Annotated in this window: 15 protein-coding genes; 4 read left to right on the forward strand and 11 right to left on the reverse strand. The window is 48.3% G+C overall.

Annotation, left to right across the window (positions count from 1 at the left end; genetic code table 11):
- Positions 1–134: 134 nt before the first annotated feature.
- Positions 135–569 (forward strand): hypothetical protein, encoded by a 435-nt coding sequence (locus DXN05_RS15615; RefSeq protein ID WP_147313937.1) that lies wholly within the window; start codon positions 135–137, stop codon positions 567–569.
- Between the two features lie 179 nt (positions 570–748).
- On the opposite strand, the gene DXN05_RS15620 is transcribed toward DXN05_RS15615, so the two are convergent.
- The 5 genes from DXN05_RS15620 to DXN05_RS15640 all read right to left on the reverse strand — a co-directional run bounded on the left by DXN05_RS15620 (position 749) and on the right by DXN05_RS15640 (position 6,246).
- Positions 749–997 carry a hypothetical protein gene (locus DXN05_RS15620; RefSeq protein WP_116848204.1) on the reverse strand — a complete coding sequence of 83 codons (249 nt, stop codon included), beginning with the start codon at positions 995–997 and terminating at the stop codon, positions 749–751.
- 79 nt (positions 998–1,076) lie between these two features.
- Positions 1,077–2,360 carry a glutamate-5-semialdehyde dehydrogenase gene (locus tag DXN05_RS15625; protein WP_245975224.1) on the reverse strand — a complete coding sequence of 428 codons (1,284 nt, stop codon included), beginning with the start codon at positions 2,358–2,360 and terminating at the stop codon, positions 1,077–1,079.
- Positions 2,332–3,414, reverse strand: a complete 1,083-nt coding sequence (gene proB, locus DXN05_RS15630; RefSeq protein ID WP_116848205.1) for a glutamate 5-kinase — start codon at positions 3,412–3,414, stop codon at positions 2,332–2,334. Before proB ends, DXN05_RS15625 begins: the two co-directional genes overlap by 29 nt.
- Before the next feature lie 53 nt (positions 3,415–3,467).
- Positions 3,468–4,202 (reverse strand): TlpA family protein disulfide reductase, encoded by a 735-nt coding sequence (locus tag DXN05_RS15635; protein ID WP_158559272.1) that lies wholly within the window; start codon positions 4,200–4,202, stop codon positions 3,468–3,470.
- 55 nt (positions 4,203–4,257) lie between these two features.
- Positions 4,258–6,246, reverse strand: a complete 1,989-nt coding sequence (locus DXN05_RS15640; protein ID WP_116848207.1) for a phosphatidylinositol-specific phospholipase C domain-containing protein — start codon at positions 6,244–6,246, stop codon at positions 4,258–4,260.
- Between the two features lie 45 nt (positions 6,247–6,291).
- Here DXN05_RS15640 and DXN05_RS15645 point away from each other — a divergent pair, with 45 nt between their 5' ends.
- A complete protein-coding gene (locus DXN05_RS15645; RefSeq protein WP_147313938.1) occupies positions 6,292–7,728 on the forward strand; it encodes a hypothetical protein in 1,437 nt (478 codons plus the stop codon).
- 252 nt (positions 7,729–7,980) lie between these two features.
- Here the strand turns inward: DXN05_RS15645 and DXN05_RS15650 are convergent, their stop codons facing one another.
- From DXN05_RS15650 to DXN05_RS15660, 3 genes are all read right to left on the reverse strand, one after another.
- Positions 7,981–8,589: a pseudouridine synthase gene (locus DXN05_RS15650; protein ID WP_116848209.1), complete on the reverse strand. Its 609-nt coding sequence runs from the start codon at positions 8,587–8,589 to the stop codon at positions 7,981–7,983.
- A 48-nt stretch (positions 8,590–8,637) separates the two neighbouring features.
- Positions 8,638–9,132: a glucosaminidase domain-containing protein gene (locus tag DXN05_RS15655; RefSeq protein ID WP_147313939.1), complete on the reverse strand. Its 495-nt coding sequence runs from the start codon at positions 9,130–9,132 to the stop codon at positions 8,638–8,640.
- Positions 9,133–9,295: 163 nt separating this feature from the next.
- Entirely contained in the window at positions 9,296–9,670 is a 375-nt protein-coding gene (locus DXN05_RS15660) for a hypothetical protein (RefSeq protein ID WP_116848211.1), read from the reverse strand.
- A 237-nt stretch (positions 9,671–9,907) separates the two neighbouring features.
- On the opposite strand from DXN05_RS15660, the gene DXN05_RS15665 reads away from it, so the two are divergent.
- On the forward strand, positions 9,908–13,669 hold the full coding sequence (locus DXN05_RS15665) for a gliding motility-associated C-terminal domain-containing protein (protein ID WP_147313940.1): 3,762 nt from the start codon (positions 9,908–9,910) through the stop codon (positions 13,667–13,669).
- 101 nt (positions 13,670–13,770) lie between these two features.
- Here DXN05_RS15665 and DXN05_RS15670 read toward each other — a convergent pair whose 3' ends face one another.
- The 3 genes from DXN05_RS15670 to DXN05_RS15680 all read right to left on the reverse strand — a co-directional run bounded on the left by DXN05_RS15670 (position 13,771) and on the right by DXN05_RS15680 (position 16,402).
- Positions 13,771–14,727: a VOC family protein gene (locus DXN05_RS15670; RefSeq protein WP_116848213.1), complete on the reverse strand. Its 957-nt coding sequence runs from the start codon at positions 14,725–14,727 to the stop codon at positions 13,771–13,773.
- Positions 14,728–14,897: 170 nt separating this feature from the next.
- Positions 14,898–15,485 (reverse strand): HD domain-containing protein, encoded by a 588-nt coding sequence (locus DXN05_RS15675; protein ID WP_116848214.1) that lies wholly within the window; start codon positions 15,483–15,485, stop codon positions 14,898–14,900.
- A gap of 350 nt (positions 15,486–15,835) precedes the next feature.
- Positions 15,836–16,402 carry a hypothetical protein gene (locus tag DXN05_RS15680; protein ID WP_116848215.1) on the reverse strand — a complete coding sequence of 189 codons (567 nt, stop codon included), beginning with the start codon at positions 16,400–16,402 and terminating at the stop codon, positions 15,836–15,838.
- 293 nt (positions 16,403–16,695) lie between these two features.
- On the opposite strand from DXN05_RS15680, the gene DXN05_RS15690 reads away from it, so the two are divergent.
- Positions 16,696–18,096 carry an aminopeptidase P family protein gene (locus tag DXN05_RS15690; protein ID WP_116848280.1) on the forward strand — a complete coding sequence of 467 codons (1,401 nt, stop codon included), beginning with the start codon at positions 16,696–16,698 and terminating at the stop codon, positions 18,094–18,096.
- Positions 18,097–18,159: the final 63 nt, after the last annotated feature.

Raw genomic sequence — 18,159 nt, forward strand, 5'->3', positions numbered from 1 at the left:
ACATGGAAGGCATCTGCACAAAATACAAACAAACTCATTATCAATCTATTACAACACTAATTTTCTACTGGCACCGCTTTGGCACTATACCTATTATCAAAACAAAACATCCAAAAAATTATAAAACACAGTGTATGAAAAAGTTTATCCTTGCCGCCCTCCTCTTTGTTAGCCTTGCTTCTGCTGCTATAGCCCGTGACAATGCATCACTGAAAGTAGCCCTGCTGAAAGAGTTCCCGGAAGCAGCAGACATCAACGTTCGCACCAATGACAGCTATACTGTTGTAAGCTTTACCTGGAACAACGAACACATGCAGGCATTCTATGATACAGACGGCAAACGCTTCGGCATCAGCCGCGCCATTATGCCTGCTACCTTACCCATGAAAGCACAGGGTACACTGCAGGCAAAATATGCAGCCTATGCTATTACAGAAGCAGCCGAACTGGATGATGCCAACAACGGCAGAAACTACTATGTATCGCTCAACAATGGCAAAGAAGCCCTGATACTGGAAATATCTGCAGCAGGTAATGTAAGCATATTCAAAAAAAGCCGCCTGCAATAATCACCACATCTATAGCAAACAAAACGGCTGCACGGAACATCCCGTGCAGCCTTTTGTTATTCAGAAAAGAGTATTGTTAAACACCTGCGTACACCAGCCTGGTGAAAAAATCCCCGTTTATTACAAAGCCAACCCCATTCACTGCTAATCGGCTATTTTTATCCTGTTGCCCCTAATAGCTATGCCAATTCAAGCGCCATTGCAACAGGGTTTATTAATGTACCACTTACATCGGGCACAGGTATGCCGGTGTTTTCGCTATAACCATAGGACAGCAATCGCACCCGGTTAATGCACACACGCAGCAACTCCGGCACCAGCAGGTTGTACTGCTCAAACTGCTGTGCCAGTTGCGTGGGGCGACTGGCTTCCGGTGTATACGCAGCCTGATCGGCCTGGTTAAAACCAATACGGCCTTTGGCGCACAAAGAAACGAAGCGAATCCGTTAAACTTTGTGCCCTTTGCACATATTCTCTGTGTTATTAGTGGTTAAAAATTCGCTTCACTCACAACCTCACCTGCCCGTCTCCCACCACTATCCACTTATAGCTTGTCAACGCCTGTAATGCCATTGGCCCGCGGGCGTGCAGCTTTTGAGTGCTGATGCCGATCTCTGCACCCAGGCCAAACTGTGCACCATCTGTAAAAGCAGTGGAAGCATTGGCATATACAGCTGCAGCATCTACAGCACGCAGGAACAAGGCGATATTGTTTTTGTTTTGTGATACAATAGCTTCGCTGTGTTTGGAACTGAAACGCTGAATATGCTGCAATGCTTCATGAATATCCGCTACTGTTTTCACCGCCATCTGCAGTGATAAAAACTCAGTACCGTAATGTTCTTCCGTTGCATGCGCCAGCAGATCTGCGGGATAGTGTGGTTGCAGTGCAACATACGCGCGTTCATCTGCATACAGCTTTACATTTTTAGCAGCGAGCGGTTGTAATAAATTGGGCAGGTCAATCAGTTGTTCCTCATGTACCAGCAAACAATCAAGCGCATTGCATACACTTACCCTGCGCGTTTTCGCATTCAGGATAATGGCCTTGCTTTTTTCGGTATCGGCAGTGGCATCAATAAACGTATGTACAATACCGGCGCCTGTTTCAATTACCGGCACACGGGCATTTTTTCGCACAAAATCAATTAACTGCTGGCTGCCGCGCGGTATCACCACATCTACATAACCAGTGGCCTGCAATAATGTTTCTGTAGAAATACGCTCGGGCGGCAACAGGGTTACAGCTGCCTGTGGCAGCTGGTATTGCTGCAGTACACTGTGAATGAGTTGTACAATAGCCAGGTTGGAATGATGCGCATCTGTTCCGCCTTTCAGCAGTACCGCATTGCCTGTTTTAAAACACAGGCTGAATGCATCGAGCGTAACATTGGGCCGTGCTTCATAAATAATACCGATAACACCCAGCGGCACGCTGATGCGCGACAGCTGCAGGCCGTTGGGCAATACCTGTTCGCTCAATACAGCCTGCAAAGGCGATGGCAATTGCGCTACATGCCGCAGCTCAGCTGCCATGCCCTGTATACGTGCTTCGTTCAGCAGCAGCCTGTCGTACATGGGATTTTCAGGATGCATGCGCTCCAGGTCTGCCCGGTTGGCTTCGAGTATGGACGCAACATTCGCCGTTACCTTATCGGCAATGGCATTGAGTACCCGGTTGATCAATGGTGTATCCAGCAAGGACAATGCATCAGCAGCGGCACGCGCTTCGTTGAACAATTGTATGTAGTTGGCTTCCATATTAATGATGATGGAGGTATAAATAATCATAATGCACCAGCGGCTTCTGGTTCTTCATGCCCAGTAAGGACTGTGCTTTGTCTGATCCGTATTCCGCTATCCCCACGCCTATCACCGCATGGTTTTCATCTACAATACGTACCAGGTCTTTTTTCCTGAATTCGCCTTCAATGGCTGTTATGCCCACCGGCAGCAGGCTGGCTGCGCGTTCTCCCCTGAGTGCTTCGCCTGCGCCTTTGTTTACGTGTACCACGGCTTTGGCGTAGTTGCCTGCATGCGCCATCCAGCGTTTGCTGCCCGATACACTGCCTTCAAAGGGCAAAAAGCTGGTGTGCGGAATGCTATTGTTCAGCACCTGCTGCAGTATGCCGGGTTTAGTGCCGTTGGCAATATGCACCGCAATACCCAGCCCGGCTATTTTACGAGCCATGTTGCACTTGGTGAGCATACCGCCCCTGCCAAAGTTCGATTTCTCTGAACTGATAAACGCAGCGAGGTCATCCATGGCGGGTGTAACCGCTTCAATGAGCTGTGATGCGGGATCTGCCGGGTGACCGGTATACAGGCCATCTACATTGGTGAGAATGATGAGCGCGTCTGCCTTCATCATAGAGGCAATTAAACCGGCCAGTTCATCATTGTCGGTAAACATCAGTTCTGTAACAGACACCACATCGTTTTCATTTACCACGGGGATGATGCTGTGCTTTAGCAGTATGTCAAAACAGTTGTAGATATTGCGGTAATGCAGGCGGTCACGGAAGTCTTCCCGTGTAACCAGCACCTGCGAACAGGTTATATCATGCGCCCTGAACAGGCGTTCGTAATTGCTGATGAGCTGTATTTGTCCAACAGAAGCCAGTAACTGCCGTGCGGCAACGATATCATATTTGTCAGATACTTTTACCATGCTGCGGCCTGCTGCCACTGCGCCGGATGATACCAGTATCACTTCAATGCCCTGCTGCTTCAGTGCAGCCATTTCATCTATCAGTTCGCTGATCCGCTCCGCATGCGGCAAACCGTTTTCACGCGTAAGCACATTGGACCCTATTTTAATTACCAGTTTTTTATAAGCAGCCATTACTCTACCGAATTACTATAGAAAAGACCGTCAAGATACAAACATTTACGCAGCTAACTGCCTGTTGCCTGTATAATGCTCTTTTTGAGCCAGTGAAATACACCCGGCCCGCCGCCTGCCGTATGAAACAGCACATTGCCGTCTTTGCCTATCACCACATGCGTAGGAAATGAAGTAATTCCTGTTTTTTCGGTAAGCCAGCGGCCATCCGCTGCCACGGGATAGCTGAAGGGGTTCTCTTTCAGAAAATCTTTCAACCGGTATTTATCATCGAGTGCTACGGCAAGAAATACTACGTCGCTATTGTTACTGTAGCTGCTTACCAGTGTGTTGAGATCGGGTATTTCCTGCCTGCAGGGGGCGCAGTCAACAAAAAAGAAATTGAGTACCACTACTTTTCCCTGCATGTCTTTCAGGCTAAAGGTATGACCATTGATATCTTTTATCTTAAATGCATCTACCGGTGCACCGGTGGTGAACCAAGGTGTCTCCCTGGGTTTGGGCATACTTTCAGCCCTGCGGTCAAGTTCTTCCTGGCTCAATTTTACAAGAAAGTATTCACCCGGCACATCGCGTTTGGTGATCATCCGGTATTTGCCTGTTATATACAAGTTATGCCAGGCATCATAATCGTACCGGTTACCTGCACTGTCCCGAACAATACTGTTTTCATCAAGCGTTACGTGTTTTTTTACGGAAGTCTGGGGAACAACAGCACGGGTTATTGAATCCTGTGCACTGGCAGGCAGGCAATACAATACGGCTAGCAGGATGGCTATATTTTTCATGTCAGTTAGTTTGGCTGACACCAATATAATCATTTTTCATGTACCTCCTGTGCTGCTAACGATATAGCTCCAACTGGTTTAATTGTATACAGTAATCGGTGATCCAGGCGCCGGCCACATCAACATATATAATATTGGGCTTGTTGCGGCGATTAACAATACCGCTGCTGATCCATTGGTTCAGCTGGGAAGGCAGGTATTTATTGCCTTTCAGCGACAGGTCGGTAATGCTCTGGTTCTTTTTCAGGATATTGGTCAGCAGCATGGCACCATTCACCAGCGGACTGGTTTTCTCGTTCTGGAAATCGTTGCACACCATCGCTGCCTCTTCGCTGCTTTGCGTTAGCTGCCAGTCAAGCCGCACCAGGTCATTGGCTGCTGTGCCATCCTTTAATTCCGTAAAAAACTGTTCTTCGCATTGCAGCAGTTTTTTAATATCATTGGTAGCTGCATAAGCACGCCTGAAATTAATAAATGCACCGGAAGCCGTTTGTATGGCGCATGAATCGATGCCCTGCGCTGGATAATATTTTCCTTCAAAGCTCACCAGTACCTTGCCTGCCAGCTCCTGTAAGGTAAGCGCATCCAGCTTTTTGCTGCCTGATTTATAGAGCAGGCTGCTGCCCAGTTTACCGGCAATATAGGCTGCCAGCTGTTGCGCCGACGTTTCCCTTTCGCAGAAATGGCTGAACGTAAGCAGCACAATTTCCCTGTTGTGCTGCTGCATAAAGTTGTGTACCGCATCCAGCACTGTACCCAGCTTTTCACCATAACCGCCGCCCATGGCATCGGCCATACAATCGGCGGAGCAGTGTTTAACATACAGGTCGTTCTTAAAACTGCCCACCCTTAAATCAAACATACGGATACCCGCCTCCAGCTGGCGCGCGATATTCTGTGACTGGGTAAGGGTATTGCATTCGTTAACTGAACTGGCCTGCATACCACCTGTACCACTTAACACCGACATGCCTGCATCGTGCGAGCCGGGCAATACCACATCTTTCAACGTAAGGTGTTCGTTGCGCGGCAATAACAGGTCGCCCATCCAGCTGGCGGTTTGGTAATTGGTAAAATAGCTGAGGTATAAACTGCCGTCATTACCCACAAAGGAGAGAATGAATTTTTTATCATCCACTGTACAAATGGATACCGGGTTTTGCGTAGTAAATAAGGGTGGCAAAGCCACGCCGGCGCGCGGCTGCATTTGAATGGTATCGGTACTGTAGTACAACCGGTCGTCTTTTTTAGCACCACGCCAGATGTAAAACAGCCGGTTGGCAGTAAACACACGGTATACAGCTGGTGCCACTTCAGATGCGGCACCTGCCAGTGATTGCTGCGGTGAAAAGCTGTTGTGTTGCAGGTTGTAGTCTGCATAAAACAAATCCTGCTTTTTGCCTTTATAGGTTAGCCGCAATGCAGTATCGCCCAGGGCCACCACAAAGGGGTATTCAGTGCCTTGTTGCGGCAGCGGCACGGCCTGCGTTGCGGGCAGCACGCCATCGGCGCCCGGCTCGGTAATGGCCAGCAATAACTGGTCGCCGCTGCCATGTGTGGCTATTACCAGTTTGCCACCCACCTTCGCAGCAGTAATGCCCGCCGATACAACAGGCGCATTGTTCAGCGTAAAACTGTATACATTTCCCGTATTAAAACTTGTGTCTGTATTATTGATTATGTATTTTACAGTACCGTCCATATCAATCCAGAACAAATACATACGGTTCCCGAAAACTCTTAGAACAGGCGCATATGCGCTTTTCCCTTCAGCAATGGTAACTGCCTGCTGTTTAAAACTGGTATCATACTGCTTACCGAGATAAGCCACATATACAGGTGCTGTTGCACCGGTGCCTTTCCAGGTAACAAAAAATCCTTTTTTAAAATTGGTAATATCCAGCGCTTTGTCGGTACGAACACCGGGCAGGTAATGAATGGGCTCGCTGAAGCCGAGATTCTGTGCATACAATCCATTACAGGCTGTTAACAGCATGGCCATCGCATATAACAATTGCAGTAGTACAGGCCGCTTGCGCTTCATAAGCATTGTTTATAGGTATGTTTAAATGTAAGAAAACCTGACCAGATGCATAGAAATAGAATTTACTGTGTAACAGTTGCTTTGCTCACTGCCATTTGCTGCGCCCATGCGCAGGACGCCAATTACTGGAACAGTTCTTACTGTGCAGGCGGCTTTACCACCCCGGGTGCGGTAATAGCCTATAACAAAGACAGCGGGATGCTTTTCTACAATCCCGCGTTGCTGGCCTGGAGCCATAAAAGCACGGCCACCATTAATGCCACCCTGTACCAGTTCGAATCTATCAATCTTAAAAACGGGGTAGGCACAGGGTACAGCCTGCACTCAAAGGGGGCGAGCGTAATACCGCAGATGATATCGGGTGTGGTATCGTTTAAACATGCCGGCTTTGCCTATGCCCTGCTGCGCGAGCCCTCCATGTCGTTCCAGGCAACGCAGCGCAAAGATGTGCAGCAGAATGTGCTTAACGATTCGTACAGCCCGGGAACGGAATACTATATTGGCCAGGTAGCCCTCCAGAACAGCACCGTTAATACAACGGCGTTGATGGCCGCCGGCTTTGAAATAACGCCCAGTTTGTCGGCAGGTTTCTCGCTGGCAGCACAGCTGCGCAAACAAACCTACGATCTTGATATCACTTCCAGGGCGCTCGTGAATGCACCGGATTCTATTTACCCGCCTATTTCCAGCTCAGAAGAAAGTTACCTGCTCTCGTACCTCAATGTAGGTTTGCAACTGAAAGGCGGACTGGCCTATAACAATGGGCGGCATCACCTCGGACTTACCGTTGGCCTGCCACAGGTCCAAATCGGCGGCAGGGGTACATTACTGAGTGATTTTGAGGTAAACAATATCCGCGATGAACTTGACATTAACTTTAACCTGCTGGCCAATACCCGGCAAACCAGCCTGCACAACAAGTACAAAACCCCGCTGAGTATTGGCCTGGGCTATGCTTTTGATTACAGCAGCAGCGGGCAGATTTACCTGGCAGCTGAATACTTTGCCCGCGTAAAGGAATACAATGTGGTTACGCCACGCAACGACACCTATATACGGCCCGATACCGGTGGGTTTGATGAAACCACTTCCGCCCTGCTGAAGTTCAAAGACATTCACCGCGCGGTGTTTAACCTCGCCGCAGGCATCAGCTTTAACTTTACACCGGCGGTACAGGGTTATTGCAGCTTCAGAACAGATTTTACCTATGCTGACGATAAACACTTTAAAGACGAAAATGGTATGGTCGCCAATCTCAGCAACTGGAGCCAGTACCACCTGCAGCTGGGAGCCAATTTCCGGAAGCGCAAATTCAACCTGCGGCCGGGCTTGCTGTTTACCTATGGCAGCACCCATAATTTTATGCAACCCATCAATTTCGATAACCCGAATGAGCAAAACTTCCTGCAGGGCGATCCCCATACGGTAAAGGCCACAAGGTTCGCCACAGGGCTCATGTTATCCTACGTTCATAACCTGTAACCAAAGCAATAAACAAATGGACCAGTTTTTTCATATCCGCAGGCTCTTCAGCATGATTATCAGTCTCAGCGTGGCGCACCTGTTGAAGGTGTAGCCAAAATAATCGAACACCCGCAGCACAACCACATTTACGTGGTACACCCCCCTGTCATATCCCATCCTCATTGAACAATGAAACAATTGAACAATTGAACTTTAAACCCTGAAACTTTAAACGTGAAACTTTAAACGTGAAACTGCGCCTGCGGCGCACTATTCCCAGTTGCGTATATGCAGCAGGCCAAAAAAGGTTTGCTCGTCCAGTTCGCGGATACAGCCGGGTTGCAGATCGCCGAGGGTAATGTCTTCGATGGAGGTGCGGATGAGGCGCTGGCAGCGATGCCCGGCAGACACCACCATTTTCCTGATCTGGTGAAAACGGCCTTCGGTAAGTGTAATACGCAGCCAGCTGTGCGGGTAATGTACGTTTTGCGGAACAGCAGGCGGAAATAAATCAACCGGCTCTGGCTCCAGCTGCACATCGCAGGGCGTGGAGATATAGGTTTCGCCGCCCTGTATAATAATGGGTACGCCTGTTCGCAGGCGCTCGAGCGTTTCGGGGGTCACCACATTTTTTACACGCACCAGGTAGGTTCTGTTGTGCGGCTGTTCACCCAGGAACAGCAGGCGTGTTACTTTTTTGTTGGTAGTGAGCAACAGCAACCCTTCAGATTGCCTGTCGAGCCTGCCCACTGCATGAATGCCTTCCGGGAAATCAAAATCAAGGCTCCCGAGCATTGGCGCCGTTTCATGGATACCCACAAACTGCGACAACATATTGTACGGCTTATTCAAAACAAAATACCTGTGCGACAAAATCATGCAAATTTAGGCGCAAATGTAGCTGTTTGTAGCCGGTACGCATACAGGCTAATTATCCAGGTTGGTTAAGTGATATTTTTTGATGGTATGCATCATTTTCTGCTTCCACACATCGGGAGTGGTAGAATAACCTGCGGCACTGATGGCAGAAACCCATTTGCTGTAATCACGATCGTCTTTCAGCGTTTGATAGTATTTGCGCCTGCTCAGTATTTTGCAGAAGGCTTCGTAAGATGCGTCGACAGATTCAAATTGTTTGTACTTGGTTTTGATGGGAGGATTGCGCTGGGCCAGTTTGTTTTTGCCAACAATACCGAAATGGTTGTTGAGCAATTGCGCATTGCGGCTGCTGCCTGCGCCCGATTCAACAATGGCAGTACCTATAATAATAGACGCAGGAATGCCATAACTCTGTGACAGTTCTTTGCATTTATCCGTATGTTCATTCACGTAGTCACGCACCAGGTATTTGTGCTGCTGGGCGTTCACAGGCGGGCAAAAAAAAGCGGATACCACTAAAAATACAAGAATCAGGTATTTCATCTTTGTTTTTTTAAGGATGGGTTCTTTGAAAGAAACCGGGGTTGGCGGCAATGATACAACAATTTTTGCTCATATGTTCGCCTCTCCGGGTTAAAACAACGGAACCCATCCCTACAACATTGATGAAAAAACAGCAATACCCAAGCAGCTTGGGCAGAACGGTTTATTCGCCGTTTTCTTCTTTTTTGCCTTCCAGCACCATATCGGCCACATAAATAATGATATCGGTAGCCTTGCCACTGTTGGCATTGCGTTTAAACAACACTTTGCCACTGTACTGATCGGTGCTGAACTCAAAACTGTCACGCTCTACCCTTTTAAATGCACCGCTATCATGATCTGATTTAAAACAAAGCGTATCGTTTTTCAGGAACACTTCCACCAATCTTACGGGAGAATCATCGGGGAAAAGATATTTTCCTACGAAAACCCGTAAATCGGCAGAATCATTGCGTACAAGAGTAGGCGTGTGGTTGCGCGGACTGGCAAAAGCAGGATACAGCATTACGCTGAGCATAGCAGCAAGCAGGTACTTCATATTGAATATTTGGTTGATTTGGTTGTATAATTTACAACGGAAAGTACATATTTCCCAACCTTGCCGCCCATTAACTGTTTTAATTTGCTGTTAGCTTTTTAAGCCGGCTGGGTAACGCAGGCAGCTTTTAGAATGCCGGCAGCATCTATACGACAATCAGATGCAAAATTTTATTAACAAATTTTCGTTTGATCAATGACTATTTTTGTTTCTATACTTATTATATAAATACGCGTTGTGTTGCAGAAGATTTTCAAATTCATTCCGGCGATAGGGATTTTATTGCTTGCCTGCACCAGCAGCAATGCCCAACTGCTGGAATTTGTACAAAACAAGGGACAGTGGGACAAGCAGGCTGATTTCAGGGGTGAGCTGGCCAACAACGGCGCGCTGCAACTGCAAAAAAACGGCTACCGCATTATGCTGAACAACGAGGCAGACATAAAGCGGGTACACAATTACATGCACGGGCTTTCTATCGGAAGCGGCCCGGTTACACCTGTTACAAAGCCACCAAAATCAGCCAAAACGATCGATAACCCCACCGACGGCAGCGGCGGTACGGGTGGCAACAGCGGGGATGGTACCGGTGCGCCGATCATCATTCATTCGCATGCCTACCAGGTAATATTCATGGGCAGCAACGATACCTCGGCCATTACAGCAGCTCCCGATAAACCACTCGATTCGTACAACAATTATTTTATCGGAAGTGATCCCACCAAATGGGCTTCCAACTGCGTAAGCTACCAGGCTGTTACCTATAACAATCTCTACACCGGTATCGATATCCGTTATTATACTTACAACGGTTCGCTCAAATACGACTTTATTGTACACCCGGGAGCTGATCCCTCGCAGATTGCCATGTATTTTGACGGGGCAGATAAAGTGTCTATCCAGGGTAACGGCAGCCTGCGCATACAAACATCCGTTGGTGATGTAAACGAACTAAGCCCCTACAGCTACACAGCCGGCAGCAACGGCAAGGTAACTGTGAAGGCTAAATACGTAATCAGGAAAAATATTGTCAGCTTCCAGCTGGAAGACTATGATAAATCATCCACGCTGGTGATAGATCCTACGCTGGTATTTTCTACGTTTACAGGCAGCAAGGCCGATAACTGGGGTTTTACCGCTACCTACGATAAACAGGGCAACCTGTATGCAGGCGGCATCGTGTTTGGCAATGGCTTCCCGGTATCGAACGGCGCTTACCAGACCAGTTTTGGCGGCGGTACCAACGATGGTACCAGCGCCATTGACATGGGCATCATGAAATTCAATTCATCGGGCAGCAAACGGGTATATGCAACCTATATCGGCGGCGCAGGTAACGACCAGCCACATAGTATGGTGGTAGATAACAACAATAACCTCATTATCGCAGGCCGTACCACATCGGGCAGAAGTTATCCGCAAACCTCACCCCTGTATGGCACTGAAGGCCCTGACAGGGGAAACTATGATATTGTGCTTACCAAGCTGAATGCAGCCGGCTCTGCCCTGGTAGGCTCACGGCGCATAGGCGGCAGCGGCATGGATGGCGTAAACGTAAAAACCAACTATGCAGGCGCAGCACAGGTAGGCGCATCCAGCACCCGCCGCAACTATGGCGATGATGCAAGAAGTGAAGTGATTACCGACGATGCCAATAATATTTATCTCGCAGCGCAAACACAGTCTGCCGACTTCCCCACTACCCCCGGCGCGTTTCAGCCCACATCAGGCGGTGCACAGGATGGCGTAGTGATTAAAACAGCAGGCGACCTCAGCAATATTATTTTCAGCAGCTACCTTGGCGGCTCGAAAGATGATGCATCTTTCGTACTGGCATTAAACCCGAACGACCAGAATATATACGTGGCGGGCGGCACACAAAGCGAGAACTTCCCGGGCACAGGCAATGGCAATGTTATTGCAGGCACCTACCAGAAAGGCGACTGCGACGGGTTTGTAGCCATCATCAGTAACGACGGTTCACGTATTATCAAATCATCCTACTTCGGCACACCGGGTGAAGATCTTATATTCGGCATCCAGTTCGACAAGGGAGGCGTGCCCTATATCACCGGTACCACCACCGGCACCTGGTATACCACAGATAATGCGGCATTCAAACAAGACAAAGGCAAACAGTTTATCTCGAAAATAAAACCCGACCTCAGCGGCTATGTCTATTCCACCGTGTTTGGTGCAGGACAGGGCAAACCGGATATTTCAATTACCGCCTTCCTGGTTGACCGTTGTGAAAACGTGTATGTATCCGGCTGGGGCGGCGGCGAAAATGCTACCGGCTACGGCAACAACAATACCCGCGCCTTAACCACAACACCTGATGCATATATCGCCAACAGTCCCCAGAGGGATGGAGCAGATTTCTACTTTTTTGTATTGAAGAAAGATGCAGCGGCACAATTGTATGGCAGCATGTTTGGACAGATAGGCGGTTTGTTTGACCACGTAGATGGCGGTACCAGCCGGTTTGATAAGGACGGGGTTATTTACCAGGCCGTTTGCGCCAACTGCGGCGGCGGCACCGATCTCAGCGTACCGGGCAACCACTTCCCTACCACAGCCGGTGTATGGGCGCCTGTTAACGGCACTACCAAATCGAATGGCGATGTAGCCGGCTGTAACCTGGCAGCCATTAAAATGGCCTTCCACCTTGCCGGTATCTCTGCAGGTTTGCGTACCACCATTGAAGGCATCGTGGGCAAAACCAGCGGCTGCGCCCCTTCTGACGTGTTGTTTGAAGACACCATGGCCATGGGCAAGCAATATATCTGGAGCTTTGGCGACGGAACGCCCGATGTTACCACCACGGACAATAAAATAAACCATACCTACCTGAACCCCGGTAACTTCCGCGCAAGGCTGATTTCGGTTGATCCCAGTTCATGTAATGTATATGATACAGCTTATGCCGATATCCGCATAAGAACAGACAGGGCTTTTCTCTCGTACGATTTTACCAAGGTAGGCCCCTGTACTTCCATGCAATACGATTTTACCAATACTTCCACTGCCCCATCGCGGCCGTTTACCAGTAAGTCGTTTGTATGGGATTTTGGTGACGGCACGGTAACCGATTCGGTGGGAACACAAACCCAGACACATACTTTCGCAGCTGCCGGCACGTACAATATTGTGCTGCGCCTAACCGATACATCGTATTGTAATTATCCTGATTCTGTATTAAAACAGGTACGTATATCGCCATTGGTAAAAGCACAGTTTGAAACACCTGCATCCGGCTGCGCACCTTATGAAGCAGAGTTTACCAATACCTCGCTGGGTGGTCAGCGGTTTAGCTGGGATTTTGGTGATGGCAGCCCTGCCTCTACCGATATTAACCCAACGCATTTATACAATACACCGGGCACCTATATTGTAAAACTGCATGCAGAAGACGATAACACCTGTAACAAAACAGCAGATACTTCTTTTACCATTACAGTTAGCCCTAAACCGGAAGCGGCTTTCAGTTATACACCCATCACACCGGAAGCCAATACGCCGGTTGTATTCCTGAACGGTTCATCCGGCGCCACTTCCTATATCTGGGATTTTGGTGATGGCGAAAGGTTGCCCACCATTATGCGCGACACTACTGTAAAACATATTTACCAGGCAACAGACACCTTTAAAGCCTGTTTGTATGCAGCCAACCAGTATGGCTGTATGGATACGGCCTGCCATGCAGTAGCAGCCCTGGTAATACCGCTGGTAGATGTGCCGAATGCCTTTACACCAAACGGAGATGGCGTAAACGATGTAATTACCCTGCGCGGTTATGGTATGAGCAAGGTGATCTTCCGCATTTACAACCGCTGGGGTGTAATGGTGTTCCAGAGCAACAGCACCAAACAACCCAGCTGGGATGGCCGCTACAAAGGCACCATACAGCCGCAGGATGTATACACGTACATTGCCGATATCGAATTTTTTGACGGCACCAAGTATCAAAAGAAAGGGGATATCACCCTACTGCGATAAAAAAAGCAGCCCCGCGGGGCTGCTTTTTTTATCGCAGTGGTTAAATGGCTCAATGGTTTGATGGTTATAAAACAATTTAACCATTAAGTCATTTAAAACATCTATTTGTATTTCTGGTAATCGACACTTACCGGCACCAGCGTTGTTTCCAGCTTTGCGCGGTCTGCTTCGTATTGCCGGGGCAGCTTCAGCGCTTCGCCCAGGTGTTCGGGGGCTTCGTCTACTGCAAAACCAGGTGCTGCTGTAGCAACTTCAAACAATACGCCGCCTGGTTCCCTGAAATAAATAGAAGTGAAATAATTGCGGTCAAGCACCGGTGTGGGATTCAGCATGCGGCCGCTTATTTTCTGGCGTACAGAAAGCTGGCTGGCGCTGTCGGGTGTGCTGAAAGCCAGGTGGTGCACGGTACCGCTGCCAGGTAAACCGCGCAGGGTATCGGGCATGCACAGGATATCTACATAGTTGCCGGGCGAATCGGTTGCCGCAAAGCGGAAACGGTTGCCCTTTTCAGCAATCAGCGTATGGTTCAGTTGTTCGGTAAGCAAGCCCGCGGTACGCTCATAGCCTTCTTCCCATAATTCTGCGTTGAAAAAACCTTTGATGGTATGTTCTGCCTGTACCGGGCCGCCTTCATATCCCCTGCGCTGGTCATTGTCGTTAAATACCAGTTCAAGCCCCAGCCCGTCTGCATCTTCAAAATATACCACCAGCTCGTTGTTAAAACGTTCTGCAGGCTGCTTATAGGCTACACCAAAGCGTTTCAGCCTGTTTAACCAGTAATTGAGTGAAGCCGTTGGTACCGAAAACGTAGTGGTATTCAGCATGCCCTTGCCATGCCGGCCTTTTACCAGTCCTTCGTAGGGAAAAAAGGTAAGAATGCTGCCCGGGTGGCCCTGTTCATCGCCGTAGTAAAAATGGTATACTTCAGGTGCATCGAAGTTCACGGTCTTTTTCACAAGACGCAGGCCCAGTATGCCTGTATAAAACTCCAGGTTCTGCTGTGCGCTTCCGGCCAGCGCTGTTACATGGTGAATGCCGGTGATGAGCTGTTGTTCCATAAAGAGATGTTACGGGTGGTGTAAGTTAAAATTAATTCTCCGGTTTATGAGCGCCCGGCAGTCCCGTAAAAACCAAACTGACAGAGGAATGTACTGTTGAAGTAAAGATAGCTGCGGCGGCCATTACAGGTCAATAGCCGATTGCGGGAAATAGTTGCCTGTTTACGTGTTTATCCACGCAGCTGCTGCATGCGCTCTACATTGTGTGTTTTGGCGTTGCCCAGCAATTCGTTGCAATAAGAGGTGAAATAACGATGGCTCTCAAGAAATGAACAGGCCTTGCTGGCCCATTGCGGAAAAGATTTACCGGTGCGCAGCTCTACTTCCTGCTTAACCAGTCCGTCTGTTTCCCAGAATTTCTCTGTACCCAGGTGGTACAGGTCTGCATCGCAGATGATTTCTTCGAGCAGGGAAGCAGGATGGGCAGGCATTTTGGTAGCCATAATGCAGGTGGCGATCTGCTCAACAAGCGCAGCCGGTACATCTGTAGCAGAAAAATACTGGCGCATCAGTTCCACGCTTTTTTCCTCGTGCAGCTCCCATGCGGCAAACAAATGGCCGGTATCATGAAACCAGGCGGCCGCAAACAATACAAACAATTGTTCTTCGCTCAGGGTATAATGCTGTCCTATTTCCATGGCCCTCGACACTACCTGCGTGGTATGTTGCAGGTTATGGTAAACCAGGTGAGCATGCTCGTTGGCTGCAAACAGTTTGTTAACGTGTGTTTCTATATTGTCCCAATACACCTTTTCCATTCCTCGATATTATATAGGGTTCATATAACCGGTATTCAACTGCCGGCCTGCAAATGCCTGATATGGTAATATAGTAAAAATCAGGCCAATCAGCTAAACTGTTTTGTTAAGCTCCGTTTGCGTTTGCTGCAGCATACAGTACTTGTCACATCAATAGTAGGCAACAATTCTGGAGAAATCCTGAAGCGCCTGCGGCGCATCAGTAACGGTTTGCTTGTTCTATTTTTTGATGGTTTGATTGTTTGATGGTTTTGATTATTCAGAACGTTAAAAACGGCAATTTATTGCACAAAAAAGTCCCGGCTAAGCCAGGACTATATTCACGTGTATTATAAAAACCGGGGGAGTTGCTATGATTGTTTAACGAAACGTTCCATCAGCCCAACCAGCTTGTAATGCTTCTGGTAATTATCGTACTGCGCCAGGTCCTGGTCGTAACGGAACTGTGCATCCAGTGCATCGTGCAGGGCTGCATTGTTGGGGTATGCCTGTTTCAGGTGATAGATAGATAAAGTTTTCAACGGGGCGCTGGCATTTTCACTGAAATAATACTGGGTATGTGTTTCACGTATTTTGCCTTTTACAGTAGTAGTACGGCGGCTGTACAGGTATAAACCTTTCGTGTTGATGATTTTGTATTCTGCTTCATTAAAAAAACGGTAATCCTGCTTTTTACTGTCGCGGTAACCATACACATCATCTTTAAACAAAACGGTTACATCTCCTGCTTTCAGCACTTTTATTTTGTACGGACTAAACAACGGGCTGGTTCGGATAACATAGTTATCTGTGTACTTCAGGGCCTGGGTTTCGAAATCGCCGGCTGACATATATAAACCCGTATTGTCTTTAGCGTTTGCTGCCGGCAGCATAAAGCAAACAGCAGCCAGCACAGTGATACCTTGTATCAGTTTCATAATTCCTCCTCTTTAATCGCCGCAAAGTTAAACACATAAACCGTGCGGTTAATACGTTTGTATACGTTACAACAGGCTTATACGCACTTGCCGGGTGATATATAAGCACTTATACAATTTGTTAAATTCCGGAGGCAGCAATTCGGCAGTTATACAATTCAATCCCCTTAACCAGGCTCTTTTGATATTAATCAAACCCATATTCAACAGCAAGTGCCTGCCAACCTGCTTTTTGTAATGTATACAGCTCATTTTTTATGCGTTATTTTGTAGCCTTCCTAAAAAGTAAACACATGCATTTACATCTTTTCGAAAAACAGGTTTACACCAGCCGCCGCGCTGCACTGAAAAAGGCAATGGGATCTGGCGTATTGTTACTGATGGGCAATGAAGAAAGCAGCATGAACTACAAAGACAATTGCTATCCCTTCAGGCAAGACAGCAGCTTTTTATATTATTTCGGTCTGGATGTGCCCATGCTGGCCGCCATTATCGATATTGACAATAATACCGAAACCATTTTTGGCAACGAGCTTACGCTCGACGAAATTATCTGGACAGGCCCGCTGCCATCTGTAAAAGATATGGCCGCCATGGTAGGCATCGATCAAACACAGCCCTATGCACAGGTACAGCAGGCATTGCAGAAAGCTCAAACCGCCGGCCGCACCGTTCATATTTTGCCGCCTTACCGGCCCGAAAACCAGCTAAAACTAAGCGCCTGGCTGCAATGGCCACCGGAGCAGTTACAGCAAAAAGCTTCTCTCCCCTTTATCAAAGCCGTTATTGCCCAGCGTGCACACAAGGAAGCCTGTGAAGTGGCTGAACTGGAGAAAGCAGTTTCCATCAGTGCCGATATGCACCTGGCAGCCCTGCAATACACCCGCCCGGGCATGAAGGAATATGAAATTGCCGCCAAAGTGCACGAAGCAGCACAGGCAGCAGGCGCCACTTTATCGTACCCCATTATCCTTACCATTAACGGCGGGGTGCTGCACAACCATGCACACCACAATACCATCCGGGAAGGACAGATGTTGCTGGTAGATGCCGGCGCAGAAAACAATATGCACTATGCCGGTGATTTAACACGCACATTCCCGGTAGGCAAACAGTTTACTGCCAGGCAACGGGAAATTTATGAAGTAGTGCTCAACGCGATGAACCATGCCATCAGCTTACTGAAACCCGGCATTACCTATAAAGAAGTACATACCCAGGCCTGTGAAAAACTGGTAGAGGGGCTTGTGGGCGTAAACCTGATGAAAGGCAACCCGCAGGAAGCTGTGGCAGCAGGCGCACATACCCTGTTTTTCCAATGCGGGCTGGGACACATGATGGGCATGGATGTGCACGATATGGAAGACCTGGGCGAACAGCATGTGGGTTATGGCGACGGCATGGTGAAGAGTAAGGAATTTGGCTGGAAATCGTTACGCCTTGCACGCGCACTGGAACCCGGTTTTGTATTTACCATTGAGCCCGGCGTATACATTATTCCCGAGCAGATTGATACCTGGAAGGCCGAAAATAAACTGGATGCGTTTATCAACTACAGCACGCTGGAAAGCTACCGTGATTTCAGCGGCATCCGTATTGAAGATAACTTCCTGGTTACTGATACCGGCGCACACAAACTGGGCAAGTACCTGCCCAAAACACTGGCAGAGATAGAGGCATTGAGAGCCTGGTAAAACAGTGAATAGTGAATGGTGAATAGGCAATGAATGTGTATACGTCGCCTGCGGCTGTGGGGA

This window comes from Deminuibacter soli (assembly GCF_003412455.1).
Taxonomy (GTDB): domain Bacteria; phylum Bacteroidota; class Bacteroidia; order Chitinophagales; family Chitinophagaceae; genus Deminuibacter; species Deminuibacter soli.